This is a genomic window from Paenibacillus radicis (ex Gao et al. 2016) (genome assembly GCF_014641555.1).
Taxonomy (GTDB): domain Bacteria; phylum Bacillota; class Bacilli; order Paenibacillales; family Paenibacillaceae; genus Pristimantibacillus; species Pristimantibacillus radicis.
Map to the genome: position 1 here is coordinate 113,887 of NZ_BMHY01000011.1, position 16,062 is coordinate 129,948.

A 16,062-nucleotide genomic window follows, 5' to 3' on the forward strand; every position below is an offset into this window, starting at 1 on the left:
GCTCGCCAAGCCGTCTTGATATGACTTAGGTCCTAGGACCAATAAAAAAGAAAACGATTGCAATTTAGCCGGTTGTTGAGGTTAGATGATAAATAAAGAAAGGTGTCGAATTGAAGGGGGAGTTCAGATTGGCAGCCAGAAAATGGCGTTTCAGCTACCGGAATAAACTGATCGTATCGTTCATGCTGGTCAGTTTGCTGCCGGTATTGATCGTGCAAATGATCTCGTATTATGTGTCCACCGATGCCATGCAAACGAAGACCAACGCCCTAGTACAAGCGAACTTGCTGCAAACGTCAAAAAACCTGGATATATCGCTGCTGGCGTATCAGGACCTATTATTTCAAATCATTACGAATGACGATGTGATTCGGCTTGTAAAAGCAATCAACGTTCCCAACGAGGATGTCGAGCTAAGCAAACGTAAGCTGATCAATCTCCTATCCTCCTATTCCTATGCAAAATACGGCATCCGAAGCGTCGCGATATTTACGAGCAACGGCTCATTGATCTGCTACGACCAGCAAACAGGCTCTCCGTATGACAATCTGTGGTCGGAAGCCTCCAATCTTCAGCAGCATCCGCTTTACGTCTCGGCTATTCATAAAACGAACGGAATCATGACCGCTCCTGAGAAGATCAGCTCGATAAATCGGGATGAGCAATACGGTTTTCATCTGGTTCGGAAGTTAAGCGATTTGAACGGAGTGAATCTGGAGGGTATCGGAGTCGTCGTTGTTACCGTGTATGAATCTGTATTGGCCAGTGCGATTAATTTGACGGATCCTGAAAGCGATACCAAACAGCCGTTCGAAAGCCGTAATTTTTTGGCGGACAAGGATGGCACCATCGTGTCCTCTCCTGATCAGAGCAGCATCGGCAAAACGATCGGCGATGTGACGACAGCGGCGACGATCAGCAACACCTATTACAATTCCAAAACGGGTTTTACTCTATATAACTTGATTGATCAGAAAGAACTGTTCAACGAAATGTATGCGATGCAGCGGATCAGCATATCGGTAGGTGCTGCGGCGCTTGTATTGGCAGGAGTGCTTATTTTCTACTTTTCAGGAAGATTAACGGCTTCCATTCGCAAAGTTGTTGGTGCGATGCGCATTGCCAGGCACGGGGGATTTACGGTGCAAGTGGATGACCGTTCGCAAGACGAGATTTCTACGATCGCACTTCATTTTAACCGGATGATGGTGACGATCAATGATTTAATGCAGGAAATTAGAGAAACAGGCGAAAAGCGGAAGGAAGCGGAAATACGTGCCTTGGAAGCGCAAATTAACCCTCATTTTCTGTACAATACGCTGGACTCGATCAACTGGCTAGCCATTGAGAAGGACGAGCATCAGATTAGCCAGATGCTGAAAGGATTGGCACAAATTTTACGCTACAGCATCAAAGACAGCAACAAGCCAGTGACCGTAAGAGAAGAGCTGATGTGGATGGACCGTTATATGTTTTTGCAGCAATACCGGTTCCGCTCCTCGTTCGAATGTGTTGTCGAGAAGGACGAAGCGGCGTTAGATTTCTATATTCCAAAGCTGCTGCTTCAGCCGATTATTGAAAATGCAATCATTCACGGTTTTTCGGGGGTGAAGCAAGGAGGCGTGTTGTCTATTCGTTTCCGGTTCATAACAGATGATCGTATGGAAATTACGATTTGCGACAACGGCGTCGGTATGGATGAAGCCCTATTGACGAAGCTCCGGCATGAAAGTGTTGCGTTTACGGAGGGCGGCGGCCATTCAAGCTCCATCGGTATTCGCAACGTCATGGAGAGAATGCGAATGCATTATGGGGAGCAGGCGGAATTTAGTGTAACTAGCGAGCTGGGAGAAGGTACAGCTGTCAAGCTGCTGCTCCCCGCTATGTCACCAAAGGAGGAACTGGCTGGATGAAAATCGTCGTAATCGAAGATGAGGACAATACACGCAGCGGCATCATCAAACTAATCGGCAAGCTTGGCCCCGACTATGAGGTCATTGGCGAGGCGGATAATGGCCTATCGGGCATCAGCCTCATTGAGGAGCTTCGGCCAGATCTGGTTATAGCGGATATCAAAATGCCGCAAGCAACGGGTATCGAGATGCTTCAGCAGCTTAAAGAGCGGGGTCATCGCCACAAAACGGTCATTCTCACTGGATTTTCGGAGTATGAGTATGCACGAAAAGCTTTGCAGCTTGGCGTGTTTGAATTTCTGGAGAAGCCGATTACAGCAGAGGATCTGCGCGTTACGCTGGAAAAAGTGAAAGAGGAGCTGAACTTTCAGACGGCAGCGGGGATGCCGGCAGGAAATGCGGCTGCCCAAGCTGAGCAACTGCTGCAGCAGCTGCTCGGCCGGGAAGACATCGATAGGCCGCTGCTGTCATCTTATATCGGTCAGGGAATGGGCTTGGAGGAGCAATTGCCCCTCTTTCTGGTAACAATTTACTTAGGCAAACAATTTGATAATGTCGCTAGACACATGCTGCCAATCATCAGCAGCTTACTGAAGCCGTATGGACGTCAAGCGGTCTGTTCAGTCGTGCAGGATCAGTCTCTGGCAGCACTGGTTCAACCCGACTCGGCAAATAGGGAGCTTCAGCATTATGTCAAAGAGGTGTTGCTGCCCGCAGTTCGCAATCTCGATTCGTATGCGGCCATCAGCGTAGCGGAAATGAACGATGTCTCCCGGTTGAAGCCTTCCTTTGATCGTCTAAAAGAATTGAGAAAATGGTTCATTGCCGTCGAAGGATCTGATGTGGTTCTGAATGTGGGGCAACTGGAACGGCTCCAGCTTGAACGCCGCGTTCTCTCGTACCCGTCTACAATCGAGAATAAACTCAAGATGGCAGTATCTTCGCATACACCGGATGAAGCGGGAAGGCACCTGGAGCAATGGCTCGACTTTTGCCTCAGAGGGGTCTATGATCCCCAGCATATCATCGATGCGTCGGTACGGCTCGTATCGGCGATGCTGCAAACCGTCAGCGGCCTATATGGCGAGCGCATAACATTCGATTATCAACAAGAATGGCTCCATCCGATCTTATCATCGCAGACGAGGCAGGAGCTGCAGGCAGCTTTCGCAGTCATCGCCCGCCAGTTGTCGTCGATCCGGCCGGAAAGCAATCCGGTTCCTTATAGCATGATTGTTCAAAAAACGATTCGCATTCTCCAGGAAAGGTATCAGGACGGCGTAACACTCGAGGAGATCGCGGCCGAGCTGCATATTACACCGGAATATTTGAGCGGATTGTTCACACGGGAAGCGGGCCGCAACTTCACGGCGTTTCTGAAGGAGCATCGAATTCGCAAAGCGAAGGAGCTGCTGCTGGAATCCGGTCTGAAAATGTTTGAAATCGCGCAACAGGTAGGCTATCCGGATCCGAAATATTTTTCGCGTGTGTTCAAAGAGATGACTGGCTTGTCGCCAGCGGAATATCAAAAACTGAACAGGGGATGATTTTCGTTTAAGATCGTCCACCTTTATTAAATATTTCGTATTTATGAAACGCTTTCAAAACCATAAACTGAAAACGTGATCACAAAGTCTTGTCACTTCAGGGGGGATAAAGTTGAAAAAAAGATCAGGTTTATGGATGCTGGCCATGCTGCTCGTATTGTCCTTAGCGCTGGCAGCTTGCGGCGGAGGAAACGGAAATGGAAACGGCAATAAGGAAAGCAAAGGTTCCAATGAGGCAGCCGAAGGCAAAGGTGCCGTTGAGCCGAAGAAGCTGACGCTGTGGTTCTATTTCGAAGGCAAAGCACAGTTCGATATTGTGAAGTCGTTGACGGACGGCTTTACGGCTAAAAACCCGAATATTACAGTTGATCCGGTCTATATTCCATTCGCAGATTTCAAAAAGCGGCTGTCCGTTGGTCTGACCGCATCCGAATTGCCGGACATCGTCATTATCGATAATCCCGATCATGCAGCTTACGCGGCAATGGGACTGTTCGCAGACATTACGGAGCAGTTGAAGGATTGGCCGGAGAAGGATCAGTTCTTCGAAGGACCATGGAAATCCGCCTCCTATGACGGCAAGCAGTATGGTATTCCGCTCGGCAGCAACAACTTAGCGCTCTACTACAACGAGCAAATGCTCCAGGATGCTGGCGTAACGCCGCCGCAAACATGGGATGAGCTGAAGGAAGCGGCGAAAAAGCTGACAAAAGACGGCGTTAAAGGGATTGGCGTCAGCGCTCCGCAAAATGAAGAAGGCACGTTCCAGTTTCTGCCTTGGCTGTTGTCCACAGGGGCAACTTTCGATCAAGTTTCGACAGATGGTGTAAGAGCATTCGGGCTGCTGTCCGACCTCATTAAAGACGGCTCGATGAGCAAGGAAGTGATCAACTGGACGCAATCCGACGTGATGAAGCAGTTCGCGGCAGGCAAGCTGGCCATGATGATTAACGGACCTTGGCAAATCCCGGATATTGAGAAATCGGCTCCAGATTTGAAATACGGCTTGGCGCTCGTTCCGAAAGACAAACAGTATGCCTCCGTACTAGGCGGAGAAAACCTTGGCGTCGTGAACGGGAAAAACATACCGGAAGCGATTGAATTTATTAAATATGTTGCTTCTCCAGACGTGAGCAAGGACTTTGCGCAGAAATTCGGCTATTTCCCGGCCCGCAAAGATGTTGCAAGCGATCCTTACTGGACAGATAACGACAAATTGAAAGTGTTTGCCCAAAACATGGAGTATGCGCAGCCTCGCGGCCCGCATCCGAAATGGCCGGAAATTTCCAACGCGATTTCCGAAGCGCTGGGTAAAGTGCTGACACTCTACTCCGAACCGGAAGCGGCAGCGAAAGAAGCACAAGCGAAAATCGACGGTGTTTTGCAAAAATAAAGTGCAGCATTGAAAATCGATAAAGGGGAGTACATGTGCAGCTTCCATGTACTCCCTTTTTTTAAGGGCGGTGAACAGCATGAGTAAGTTCAAAGAATGGAGAGCAGGCTACCTGTTCGCGCTGCCGGCGCTGGCATACATGCTCTTCTTCGTAGGCTATCCCATCATTGATAACATACGGTTAAGTTTACTGGACGTTAACGTCATGAACCTGGTAAACGGCGATCAGCCGTTTGTCGGCTTTGACAATTACACCAAGCTGTTCCGTGAGGGCGCGCTGGTGAAGGTGCTGCAGAACACGCTTGTTTTCACAATGATGTGTATTGCGCTGCAGTTTGTTGTAGGCCTTGCTTTCGCATTATTGTTCCAGCTTTCCTTCCGGTTCTCGCAAAGGCTTAGAGGGCTGGTCATGATCAGCTGGCTGCTGCCTGCGACAATTACAGCGATGATGTTCAAGTTTATGTTCGGCTCCGGAGGCATTATCAACGATGTGCTTCTGCGGCTTCATCTGATTCAAGCTCCAATCGAATGGCTCGTGGAGCGGCATACGGCAATGTTTACCGTCATTCTTGCCAATACGTGGATTGGCATTCCGTTCAATATGATTTTACTGACAACGGCATTGACGACCATTCCGAAAGACATCTACGAAAGCGCGGCGATCGATGGCGCAAACGTGCTGCAGCGGTTTTTCCGGATTACGCTGCCACAGCTCAAATCGGCGATTTTATCGCTGCTGGTGTTAGGCTTTATCTATACGTTTAAAGTATTCGACATCGTGCTGATCATCACGAACGGCGGACCGGTTAACTCTACGCAGATGATGTCTACGTTCGCCTATAAGCTGAGCTTTGATCAGTTTCAATACAGCCAAGGGGCGGCGGTTGCTAATGTCATGTTCCTCGTCCTGCTCGTGGTCGGCTTTGTTTACATGCGTTTGCTGAATAGGGAGGAGCGGTCATGACATTGTTGAAAAAAAATGCAAGGTGGCTGCTGCCCCTCTTCGGAATCATCGTTACCGCTGTCTTTCTCTTCCCGTTATACTGGCTGGCAGCGACATCGTTCAAGACGGAGGCCGAAATTTTCCAAACCCCGCAAACCTGGTTTCCGCATCAATTTCAGATCGAATCGTATACGGAGCAGCTTACCGGCTCCTCCGTCGATATATTCGCGGGCTTCCGCAACAGCCTCGCCATTTCTGTCGGTGCATTGATTATCTCGACGCTGCTTGCCATACCGGCTTCCTACGGCGTAGCCCGCTTCCGTTTTCCAGGACGCCATCTGTTCGTTTTATTGTTTCTTGTTACGCAAATGCTGCCAGCTTCGCTTATTCTGACTCCGCTGTTTTTGCTGTTTAAGCAGTTAGGTCTCATCGGACCGTCTTACTGGAGCACGATATTGGCAAATGCGACGGCAGGTATTCCGTTTGCCGTTATTATTTTGCGGACCTACTTTGTCACATTGCCGAAGGAGCTGGAGGAATCGGCGAAGATCGACGGCTGCAATACGCTGACAACCTTTTTCCGCATCATGCTTCCTATCGCGGTTCCTGGTGTAGTAGTTGCGATTGTGTTCTCGTTCCTGTTTGCCTGGGGCGACCTGATCTACGGTATGACGTTCATCAGCAAAGAAAGCTTGCGGCCGATTACAGCGGGCATTTACAACTTCTTGGGCTTCCAAAGCACCTCGTGGAACAATACGATGGCTTTCGGTACGGTGAGCATCATTCCGGTAGCGCTACTCTTTATTTTCGTACAGCGGTATATCGTCAGCGGACTGACGAACGGCGCAGTGAAAGGATGATCGAATCATATGACAACTATAAAATATCCGTTAAATCGTCCATTTGATGTAGGAGCGGGCTTCGAAGAGCCTTCCGATACGTATTTCTTCGCTTCATCCGCAGCCGCCTACGATGCAGAAACGCATCAAGGTCAAATGCAGTGGCAGCGCTATTTGCGCAAGCCTCGCCTTTCTTTCAACCAGATCGATTATCCGTTCGCCGCATCTCAGGGCTGGGAGTTTCCCGATGAATATGCGGATCAGCCGGTTACGGATTTCCAGCTCGCTTTCTTGAGCGAGCGGACAATCCGGCTCCGGGTTAAGACGCGTCCATCCTTCAGCCGTAGAACATCCGATGAGTCATCGCTCATGCTGGAAGAGGGGGCGGCCGATCGCCGGTTTCAATGGGAGTCACGCCAAGAAGGTGATTCGGCAGTCGTCTATGAGAGCCGCTTTGGCTCGGTAACCGTAGGCTTTAATCCGTGGAAAATTACGATCCGGAATTCGGATGGCGAAGTTCTGACCGAGACGCGGCATCTGTCCGATTCCAAATCGCTGCTCAATTCCAATCAGCTGCCGTTTGCATTCCGCAGAAGCTCAGCCGATATGGGCAATCAGCTTGCAGCCAGCTTTTCTTTGCACCCCGATGAGAAACTGTTTGGTACGGGGGAGTCTTTTACCCGTCTGAATAAACGCGGTCAGCGGATTGATCTGTTCACAACCGATGCGCTTAGTGCGCAAACGCCGCGCATGTATAAGCCAATTCCGTTTTACCTAAGCAGCCGGGGCTATGGCATGTTCGTTCATTCCACGGCACCGATGACCTTCGATTTGGGGGCGGCTTACGACGATACGCAAACGCTGTATACCGGGGAAGAGGAACTGGATTTATTCCTGTTCATCGGCGAGCCGAAGGACGTATTGTCCGAGTATACGAATTTGACGGGGAAAAGTCCGCTGCCGCCGCTCTGGTCGTTTGGCCTATGGATGAGCCGGATTACGTACAGCTCTGAAGCAGAGGTGCGCGAGGTGGCGGAGAAGCTTCGCATCAATGGGATTCCAACCGACGTTATCCATCTAGATACGGGATGGTTTGATAAAGACTGGCGCTGCAACTACGAGTTTTCTGCGGAGCGGTTCGATGATCCGGGCCGGATGATTTCTGATTTGAAAGAGCAGGGGCTGCGGGTTTCGCTATGGCAGCTGCCTTATTTCACGCCAACAAACCCGCTCTATGGCGAACTGATTGAAAAGGGCTATGCCGTATTGACCGGCGAGGGAAATCTTCCAACCGACGATGCGATTCTGGACTTTAGCAATCCGGAGGCAGAGCAATGGTATAAGGAGAAAATCGCCGGTTTGCTGGAACTGGGAGTAGGCGCAATTAAGGTCGACTTTGGCGAAGCGGCCCCATTGAATGGCGTATATGCTTCTGGCAGAAACGGATATGTGGAGCATAATCTGTATCCGCTTCGTTATAATCGCGCAGTGGCGGATATTACCCGGCAGGTGAACGACGAAGCGATAATTTGGGCTAGGAGTGCTTGGGCGGGAAGCCAGCGCTATCCGATTCATTGGGGCGGCGATGCGGAGAACACCGACAGCGCGATGGCGGCGTCGCTTAGAGGCGGCTTATCGCTCGGATTAAGCGGCTTCACCTTCTGGAGTCATGACATCGGCGGCTTTGTCGAGAGCAGTCCGGAGCTGTTGTACCGCCGATGGCTTCCGTTTGGCATGCTGACCTCTCATAGCCGCTGCCATGGTGCGCCTCCTACGGAACCGTGGGCGTACGGTGAAGATTTTATCGTATATTTCCGGCGTGTGACGGAGCTGAAATATGTACTGCTGCCTTACATTTATACGCAGGCCAAACTAAGTGCTGACAAAGGGCATCCGCTGCTTCGCGCCTTGTTCTTCGAGTTCCCGAATGATCCGGGAGCATGGCTGGTCGAGGATCAATATATGTTCGGCACGGATCTGCTCATCGCACCGATATTTGAAGAGAAGACCGAACGCAATGTCTATTTGCCGCCGGGCGAATGGATCGATTTCCAGACCGGTACTCGTTGGATTGGCGGCAGCTGGCAGCGTATAGAGGCTGGAGATATTCCAATCATTTTGCTGGTCAAAGCAGGCGCGGTCATTCCACAGCTGAAACCAGCGTTGTCGACGGCATTTCTGGATTGGGGGCATGTTCGGTTTGAGGCTTATGCAGGATCAGATGGTTCGATTCAGGAACCGCTCTGCTGCTCGCTGTTTGAGCCTTCCGAGCAGAAGCTTTATGCTGTTGAAGTACAAGGAAGTGCTGTAACGGTGAAGGATAGTGATACGGGACAGGCCGACAGCACGAAGCTGGGCTGGGTGACGTTAACCGTTTAATAGATTTCGGAAAGCCAACTCTGGCAGTCATTTCGGCCGCTGGGATTGGCTTTGTTTTATTGTTAAATGAATAAAAGGCTGCAGGCGTTAGCTGTATTTCGCGTTTATCGAACTACAATGATATGATGGAATAAATGGTAAACAGAGCCTCTTTTTTAATAGGTTATGGACAGGTTGGTGGAATCATTTGATCCGTACAAAAAATAATGGCTATCAGTTCCTTGATTTTATTCATGTAAAAGAAGATGAGATACATACCTATGCACCTATTGCTGGCTCCTTCGCCGTATTAAATTGTTCAGGGAAATATTTGATGTGCTATAACACTTGGAGGGAACAATGGGAATTGCCTGCGGGTCAACGCGAAGAGAACGAGACGCCAATAGAATGTGCGATTAGAGAGCTTCTTGAGGAAACAGGGCAAACGGCAAATGATTTAGAATTCACGGGTTTGCTGAAAGTGAAAAACCTTTCCAATGGTAACGTAAAGTATAACCCTGTGTTTGTAGCATTCATTGAAACGCTGCAACCATTTGTTATGAATAATGAAACATCTGAAATCAAATTATGGGATTTGAAAGAGGATATTGGATACGTGGATGAGGTTGATATTCAGGTGTTCAACTATATTTAATAATGATCAATGGAATGGATGATGAGTCCAAAAGAATGTTTTATTGTAGACCTTGAGTGCGTTACTCAAGGTTCTTCTTGTTGTACTTCAACATGAATGAGTCTAGCGGCTAAGTTTAATTTTATCATTTTTTGCTTGGAGAAGATCAAACGGGATCTTATTTAGTCTATAGTGTTCGGCTTTAAGCAAATGATTCTGGAGAAACGTTAGCGTTCGCCTTTGTAAACGGATTCTAACCTTTAAGAAATGAATTAAAGAATCTGTTTATTACAGTGATCGGAAGTACATTTGCTTGCGCAATCTGCCTGTGAACATGAACGAATTTGTTTGATATGATTTATCGGGTGTAACTTACCTTCGTCTGCCGGAAATGGTTGTTTAACCGATGCCCGAGCCGTACTAGATTCATACCATATTGGAGTGGCAGGCATTAATGGCCAAAACCAACTATGAATAACGACGGAGGGAACCATGAGCAAGGTCGCCTTCATTACAGGAATTACAGGGCAGGACGGCATGTATTTGGCCGAACTGCTGCTTAAGAAAGGGTATATCGTGCATGGACTGCGGCGCCGCAGCTCGCTTTCCAATACGGGTCGCATTGATCGCGTTGTGGAGGAAGCGAACCGTTTGGAGCGGCGTTTGACGCTGCATCATGGCGATTTGACCGATTCAACGAATCTCGTTCGTTTGATTCAAAACATCCAGCCTGATGAGATTTATAATCTAGCGGCGATGAGCCATGTTCATGTCAGCTTCGATACGCCAGAGTATACAGCTAATGCTGACGGGATCGGCACGCTTCGGTTGTTGGAAGCGGTCCGCTTGCTTGGTCTAACTGGAAAAACGCGTATCTACCAAGCTTCGACCTCAGAGCTTTACGGACTTGTGCAGGCCGTGCCGCAGAGTGAATCGACACCATTTTATCCGCGAAGTCCGTATGCAGTAGCAAAGCTCTATGGTTATTGGATTACGGTCAATTACCGTGAGGCATATGGCATGTATGCTTGCAACGGGATTTTGTTCAACCATGAAAGCCCGGTACGGGGCGAAACATTCGTAACGCGAAAAATTACGCGTGCAGTCGCCCGCATCGCTAGCGGACTGCAGCTAACGCTTGGCCTAGGCAACCTGTCGGCTAAGCGGGATTGGGGTCATGCGCGTGATTATGTTGACGCGATGTGGCGCATTTTACAACAGGACGTACCAGAAGATTATGTTATTGCGACCGGCCAAACGACCGAAGTGCGGCATTTTGTTCAGCTTGCCTTTGCGGAAGCGGGCATTGAGATTGCATTTGAGGGTGAAGGTGCGGAAGAGTACGGTTATGTTGTAACAAGCAATCGTCCTGAAGTGGCGATCGGGCAGAAAGTCGTACAGGTCGATCCCCGTTTTTACCGGCCTTCCGAGGTTGATTTGCTGCTAGGCGATCCAACGAAAGCGGCCGAGAAGCTAGGCTGGACGCCGCAGACGGATCTAGCCGGACTTGTACAGGAAATGGTCGCTAATGATCTAGAGGAAGCGCGCCGCGTTGTCGAGCTTCGCAAGCTGGGCTACAGCGTCAGCTTAGATATCGAATAAATATGGAAATAACGACTCAACAATATCCCTGACAGTGCTGCTGTCGGGGATTTTATTTGCTGAGAAATGCTTTTATACATATAGCTAAGGAGGGAAACCAGCGCTGTAGGTCGTGCAAATCTGCATGCGGCTGTTAGAGGCTCAAGAAAAACCTTCTTGCTCCATGACAGATTTAATATGTAATACTCCTATCACTACGCACTATTTTAGACACAGCCTTATCATTTGCATGAATGTTGTAGACTAAGGTTAGTGTGTAGAGTTGGCGCGTTGCTTCTATAAAATCAAGCAATTAAGGAGAGTGTTGCATGCACGATTTTATTCGTATTAAAGGAGCAAGAGAAAACAATTTGAAAAATATTTCGCTGGATATCCCGAAGCATCAACTGGTGGTTGTCACTGGCCCTTCCGGTTCAGGCAAGTCGACACTTGCGATGGACATTTTGCAGCGTGAGTGCCAGCGGCAGTATATGGAGTCGAGCGGTTTGTCTTCAGAATCGATATCAAAGCCTAAAGTTGATTCAATCGTCGGGTTGTCGCCCTCGATTGCTGTAGGCCAGCATGTGACGAATCGCAACCCACGATCGACGGTGGGAACCGTGACCGATATGTATACGTATTTGAGGCTTGTGTTTCATAAAAAAGGGGAGCGGCGATGCGTGCATTGCAACGCAGCTATTCCGCCTTCAGCAATCGAAGAGTCTGAGACGGTCGATTGTCCGGCATGCGGGCATGAGAACAAGCGATTGACGAAGTCGGATTTTTCCTTTAATACCCCAAATGGTGCTTGCCCAACCTGCAGCGGTTTGGGAACGGTGGTGGAAATTGACATTGATGCAGTTTTCAATAAGGAGAAAAGCATTAAGGATGGGGGTGTCCGGTTCTGGAACGGGATGCTAGCCGATTACCAGACAGCGATTCTTGAGGCGGCCGGCAAGCATTATGGTCTTGAGATGAGCGGCATCCTGCCTTTGCATTCATACAGTGAAGCGCAATGGGACTTGCTGCTGTATGGAGCAGAAAGCGAAGCTTTCTCCAGCCGATTCCCAACTATCTCTCCCCCAAAGGCCGTAACAAAGGGCAAGTTTGAAGGAGTGCTGAACGGGATGTGGCGGCGGTATAAGGAAAAGGAAGGGCAGTCGGGGGAAGCGGATTATTTTATAGCTCAATCCTGCGAATGTTGTGGCGGAGAGCGATTGAAAGAGGAAAGCCGTCTTACGACGGTGGAAGGTCAACGTTTGCCACAGCTCTCCAAGATGTCGCTGGACGAGCTCTGCGAGTGGCTGAACCGAGTCCAGTCGAAATACGAACAGGATGGAGACAGCCTGCTGGAAACAGTCTTATACGACTTACTTATCAAAGTGGAAAGAGTCGTAAATGTCGGGCTTGGTTATTTGTCGCTGGACCGCAACGCCATAACCTTATCCGGTGGCGAAGCCCAGCGGCTGAGACTTGCATCCATACTAGGTTCCGGTTTGACCGGGGTTTTGTATTTGTTAGATGAACCGACGTCGGGACTGCATCCGAAAGATACGGACGGGCTGGTACATGTGATGAAGCAACTGCGAGATCTCGGTAATACGGTGCTCGTTATCGAACATGATGAACTTGTCATTGAACAAGCCGATCACGTCATTGACGTTGGACCAGGCGCGGGACGTTTTGGCGGTGAAATCGTCGGTCAGGGAAAAGTTGCGGAGCTCATGTGTCAGCCGGATTCTGTAACCGGACGCTATTTGAATGAAAATACGAAGCTCACCTCTAAGAGGCGGAGCGGAAGCGGCGAGCAAATTACAATCTATGACGCTGAGCTGCATAATTTGCAGAAGGTGACGGCCTCTTTTCCGCTCGGCTGCTTGATCGCAGTGTCTGGCGTTTCCGGTTCGGGAAAATCGACCTTGGTGTTTGAACTGCTTGCAAACGCGGATAGAAGTAAAGCCGCTGTACCAGGCTGCCGTAAAATTACCGGTCTGGACGGAATCGACAACATGATTCGGGTTGACCAGTCTCCGCTTTCCCGCATGCAGCGATCCAGCGTTTCTACCTATATTGATCTATATACGCTGCTGCGGAAAATTTACGCTTCCTTGCCGACAGCGAAGGAAAAAGGATTGAAGGAGAATAGCTTTTCTTTCAATACAACTGGCGGCAGGTGCGACCGCTGCGAAGGTCTAGGGCAGGTCGTGGTGGATATGCATTTCCTCTCACATTTGCAAGTTGAATGCCCGGAGTGCCGGGGAAAGCGGTTCAAACCAGAGGTGCTGGAAGTCCAATATGAAGGTTATTCGATTTCCGATATATTGGGGCTTAGCATAGAAGAAAGCGTACCGCTGTTCGCCAAGCAAAAAAAGATGGCGGCTTTGCTAGAGTTGTTATGCGAGGTCGGACTAGGCTATTTGCAATGGGGCCAATCCGTGACGACCTTGTCCGGTGGTGAAGGTCAGCGGCTGAAGCTGGCGCGGGAGCTGAGCAAGCCGGCACCCGGCCACACGCTCTATTTGCTGGATGAGCCTTCCACCGGTCTGCACCCCATTGATGTACAAAAGCTGCATGTGCTGCTCAATAAATTGGTGGACGCAGGCAATACGGTCATTATGGTGGAGCATAATACTGACCTAATCGCTTCGTCGGATTGGGTACTCGATATGGGGCCAGGCGGCGGAACAGCAGGCGGAGAGCTGATTGCCAGCGGAACGCCGGAAGCTGTCGCTCAAGCGCCAGGTTCGTTCACCGGCCAATTTCTAAAGGTATAGCTGCAGCTTTGCTCTGCTCTTTCAGGTGCGCACTGGCGGCTGAGACGTACAACGAACCTGCTTCGCAAAAGAGCGAAGCAAAATTCGCTGCACGAGCGCCAAATGAAGTCGGCAAACGCTACAGCGAACTAAACTTCGCTTTTCGAGAACCTAGCTTCCTCACTAGCGAAATTCTCTTCGCTAATGCTCGAAAGCAGCTCAACTCCATATATTTCGAGTGAAAAATACGAACCGGTCTTCGCTAAATTGCGAAGCCGGTTCGCTGTTCGTTAACACCCACTTGTGACTGAGTACAGGAGTGCAGGGAGACGATCGAACGGAGAGGTAAACTATTGTTCAAGGCCGGTTCGTCTACCGTCCATTGGTAAAGGTATGGCTGCTGCTTTTCTCTACTAGGTGCGCACTGGCGGCTGAGACGTACTACGAACCTGCTTCGCAAAAGAGCGAAGCAAAATTCGCTGCACGAGCGCCAAATGAAGTCGGCAAACGCTACAGCGAACTAAACTTCGCTTTTCGAGAACCTAGCTTCCTCACTAGCGAAATTCTCTTCGCTAATGCTCGAAAGCAGCCCAACTCCGTATATTTCGAGTAACATTTGCGAACCGGTCTTCGCTAAATTGCGAAGCCGGTTCGCTGTTCGTTAGCAATGGGAAGCTGTTGCTCACCAAAGCTATAGCTGAACATATTTTTCTAAATAAGTGTTTTAAGGGAGTTTTGGTTTGAGTTTGTTAGAGAGGGTAAGCGGAGCGTTACGAGTTCAGGCAGACTTTTTGCCGATTCAATTCATTTACCATCGTATAGGCGATGGAGAAATGGAATCAAGAATGACTGCATGAACCGAAACGCGCAGCCATCCCTGGGTTTGAGCAAGGTTCTGGTTACGCCAGCAGATTCCCGCGGCCATGAAAAAAGGCTGCCCTCCTCAAAAAGGAAGGCAGCCTTTCACCTTTCAATAGCCGTTACCCATTCAGCAGCCGATATTTGATACGGTCGGTTATATACTGAACATCCGACTCGCTGAGCCCGCCATAGGTCGGAACGTTAAGGCCCTGCGCCGCGATACGGTTAGCGACTGGAAACTGGTCAAGCGCCTGAAGATCTTTATAAGGCGGGAGCACATGCATCGGATAAAAGAACGGCCGGGTCTCGATGCCATCCTCCTTCAACAACGCCATGAACTGGTTCCGCCGTTCTTCGTCGGCACCATCCAGCACGATGCTGTACATCCAATACACATTTTTAGCCCAAGGCTTCTGGACGGGCAGCGTAATACCGCTTGTGTCTCGAAGCTGCGCTTCATATAGCGAGGCGACGCGAATGCGCTCGCCCACATGCCAATCGATATTTTCCAGCTGCGCGCAGCCGACGGCAGCTTGCATATTCGTCATCCGGTAATTGTATCCGATGACAGGAAACCAGTATTTGCGTACCGGATCGATGCCTTGCCCTCTCAGCGTCCTCATCATCCCGGCGAGTTTTTCATCATCAGTCGTAATCATACCGCCTTCGCCGGTTGTAATGATTTTGTTGCCGAACAGGCTGAAAGTGGCACAGCCGCTTAACGAGCCGGTTCGGCGTCCGTTAAATTCCGCGCCAAGCGCTTCGGCGGCGTCTTCGATAACGAACAGGCCATGCTTCTGAGCCAATGCGTGAACCGCATCCATTTCGGCCGGATGGCCGTACAGGTGAACGGGAATAATGCCCTTCGTATTTGGCGTTATGAGCGATTCAACATGCTCGATGCTGATGTTCCATGTATCCGGCTCGCAATCAGCAAACACAGGCTTTGCGCCGCAATAGACGACGGCATTGGCGGTGGCGATAAAGGTCAAAGTCGGTACGATCACCTCATCGCCGGGGCCAACCCCATGCGCAAGCAGAGCAAGATGAAGCGCAGTCGTTCCGTTGCTGCAGGATATGGCATAACGGGCCCCGCAATAAGCAGCAAAGGCTTCCTCAAAAGCAGTAATATATTTTCCCGTCGATGAAATCCACGAGGAATCTATACAGTCCATCACGTATTTTTTTTCATTTCCGTTTAAAACGGGAACGGCAACCGGATAAAATTTGCCTTCCATTC

The 16,062-nt window shown here is 49.7% G+C and carries 10 protein-coding genes; 9 read left to right on the top strand and 1 reads right to left on the bottom strand.

What is annotated here, in order from left to right; all coding sequences use genetic code 11:
- The first annotated feature begins 128 nt into the window (after positions 1 to 128).
- The 9 genes from IEX98_RS22995 (at position 129) to uvrA (ending at position 13,982) form a co-directional block, all read left to right on the top strand.
- On the top strand, positions 129 to 1,913 hold the full coding sequence (locus tag IEX98_RS22995; RefSeq protein ID WP_188891906.1) for a sensor histidine kinase: 1,785 nt from the start codon (positions 129 to 131) through the stop codon (positions 1,911 to 1,913).
- A complete protein-coding gene (locus IEX98_RS23000) occupies positions 1,910 to 3,460 on the top strand; it encodes a response regulator transcription factor (protein WP_188891908.1) in 1,551 nt (516 codons plus the stop codon). Before IEX98_RS22995 ends, IEX98_RS23000 begins: the two co-directional genes overlap by 4 nt.
- 112 nt (positions 3,461 to 3,572) lie before the next feature.
- A complete protein-coding gene (locus IEX98_RS23005; RefSeq protein ID WP_229692341.1) occupies positions 3,573 to 4,853 on the top strand; it encodes a sugar ABC transporter substrate-binding protein in 1,281 nt (426 codons plus the stop codon).
- 79 nt (positions 4,854 to 4,932) lie between these two features.
- Complete coding sequence (locus IEX98_RS23010) at positions 4,933 to 5,817, top strand: carbohydrate ABC transporter permease (protein WP_188891910.1); 885 nt, start codon at positions 4,933 to 4,935, stop codon at positions 5,815 to 5,817.
- On the top strand, positions 5,814 to 6,656 hold the full coding sequence (locus IEX98_RS23015; protein WP_188891912.1) for a carbohydrate ABC transporter permease: 843 nt from the start codon (positions 5,814 to 5,816) through the stop codon (positions 6,654 to 6,656). Before IEX98_RS23010 ends, IEX98_RS23015 begins: the two co-directional genes overlap by 4 nt.
- Positions 6,657 to 6,665: 9 nt before the next feature.
- Positions 6,666 to 9,014, top strand: a complete 2,349-nt coding sequence (locus tag IEX98_RS23020) for a glycoside hydrolase family 31 protein (RefSeq protein WP_188891914.1) — start codon at positions 6,666 to 6,668, stop codon at positions 9,012 to 9,014.
- Between the two features lie 187 nt (positions 9,015 to 9,201).
- Complete coding sequence (locus IEX98_RS23025) at positions 9,202 to 9,648, top strand: NUDIX hydrolase (RefSeq protein WP_188891916.1); 447 nt, start codon at positions 9,202 to 9,204, stop codon at positions 9,646 to 9,648.
- Positions 9,649 to 10,119: 471 nt separating this feature from the next.
- Complete coding sequence (gmd, locus tag IEX98_RS23030; protein WP_188891918.1) at positions 10,120 to 11,229, top strand: GDP-mannose 4,6-dehydratase; 1,110 nt, start codon at positions 10,120 to 10,122, stop codon at positions 11,227 to 11,229.
- Positions 11,230 to 11,537: 308 nt separating this feature from the next.
- Complete coding sequence (uvrA, locus tag IEX98_RS23035; RefSeq protein ID WP_188891920.1) at positions 11,538 to 13,982, top strand: excinuclease ABC subunit UvrA; 2,445 nt, start codon at positions 11,538 to 11,540, stop codon at positions 13,980 to 13,982.
- A 959-nt stretch (positions 13,983 to 14,941) separates the two neighbouring features.
- Here the strand turns inward: uvrA and IEX98_RS23040 are convergent.
- Positions 14,942 to 16,060, bottom strand: coding sequence for a DegT/DnrJ/EryC1/StrS family aminotransferase (locus IEX98_RS23040; protein ID WP_188891922.1), 1,119 nt, complete (start codon positions 16,058 to 16,060; stop codon positions 14,942 to 14,944).
- Positions 16,061 to 16,062 lie beyond the last annotated feature (2 nt).

Bases quoted from the DNA above. Each gene is read 5' to 3' on its own strand.
- IEX98_RS23000 (WP_188891908.1), top strand. From the start codon at position 1,910: ATGAAAATCGTCGTAATCGAAGATGAGGACAATACACGCAGCGGCATC.
- IEX98_RS23010 (WP_188891910.1), top strand. From the start codon at position 4,933: ATGAGTAAGTTCAAAGAATGGAGAGCAGGCTACCTGTTCGCGCTGCCG.
- IEX98_RS23015 (WP_188891912.1), top strand. From the start codon at position 5,814: ATGACATTGTTGAAAAAAAATGCAAGGTGGCTGCTGCCCCTCTTCGGA.
- IEX98_RS23020 (WP_188891914.1), top strand. From the start codon at position 6,666: ATGACAACTATAAAATATCCGTTAAATCGTCCATTTGATGTAGGAGCG.
- gmd (WP_188891918.1), top strand. From the start codon at position 10,120: ATGAGCAAGGTCGCCTTCATTACAGGAATTACAGGGCAGGACGGCATG.
- uvrA (WP_188891920.1), top strand. From the start codon at position 11,538: ATGCACGATTTTATTCGTATTAAAGGAGCAAGAGAAAACAATTTGAAA.
- IEX98_RS23040 (WP_188891922.1), bottom strand. From the start codon at position 16,060: ATGGAAGGCAAATTTTATCCGGTTGCCGTTCCCGTTTTAAACGGAAAT.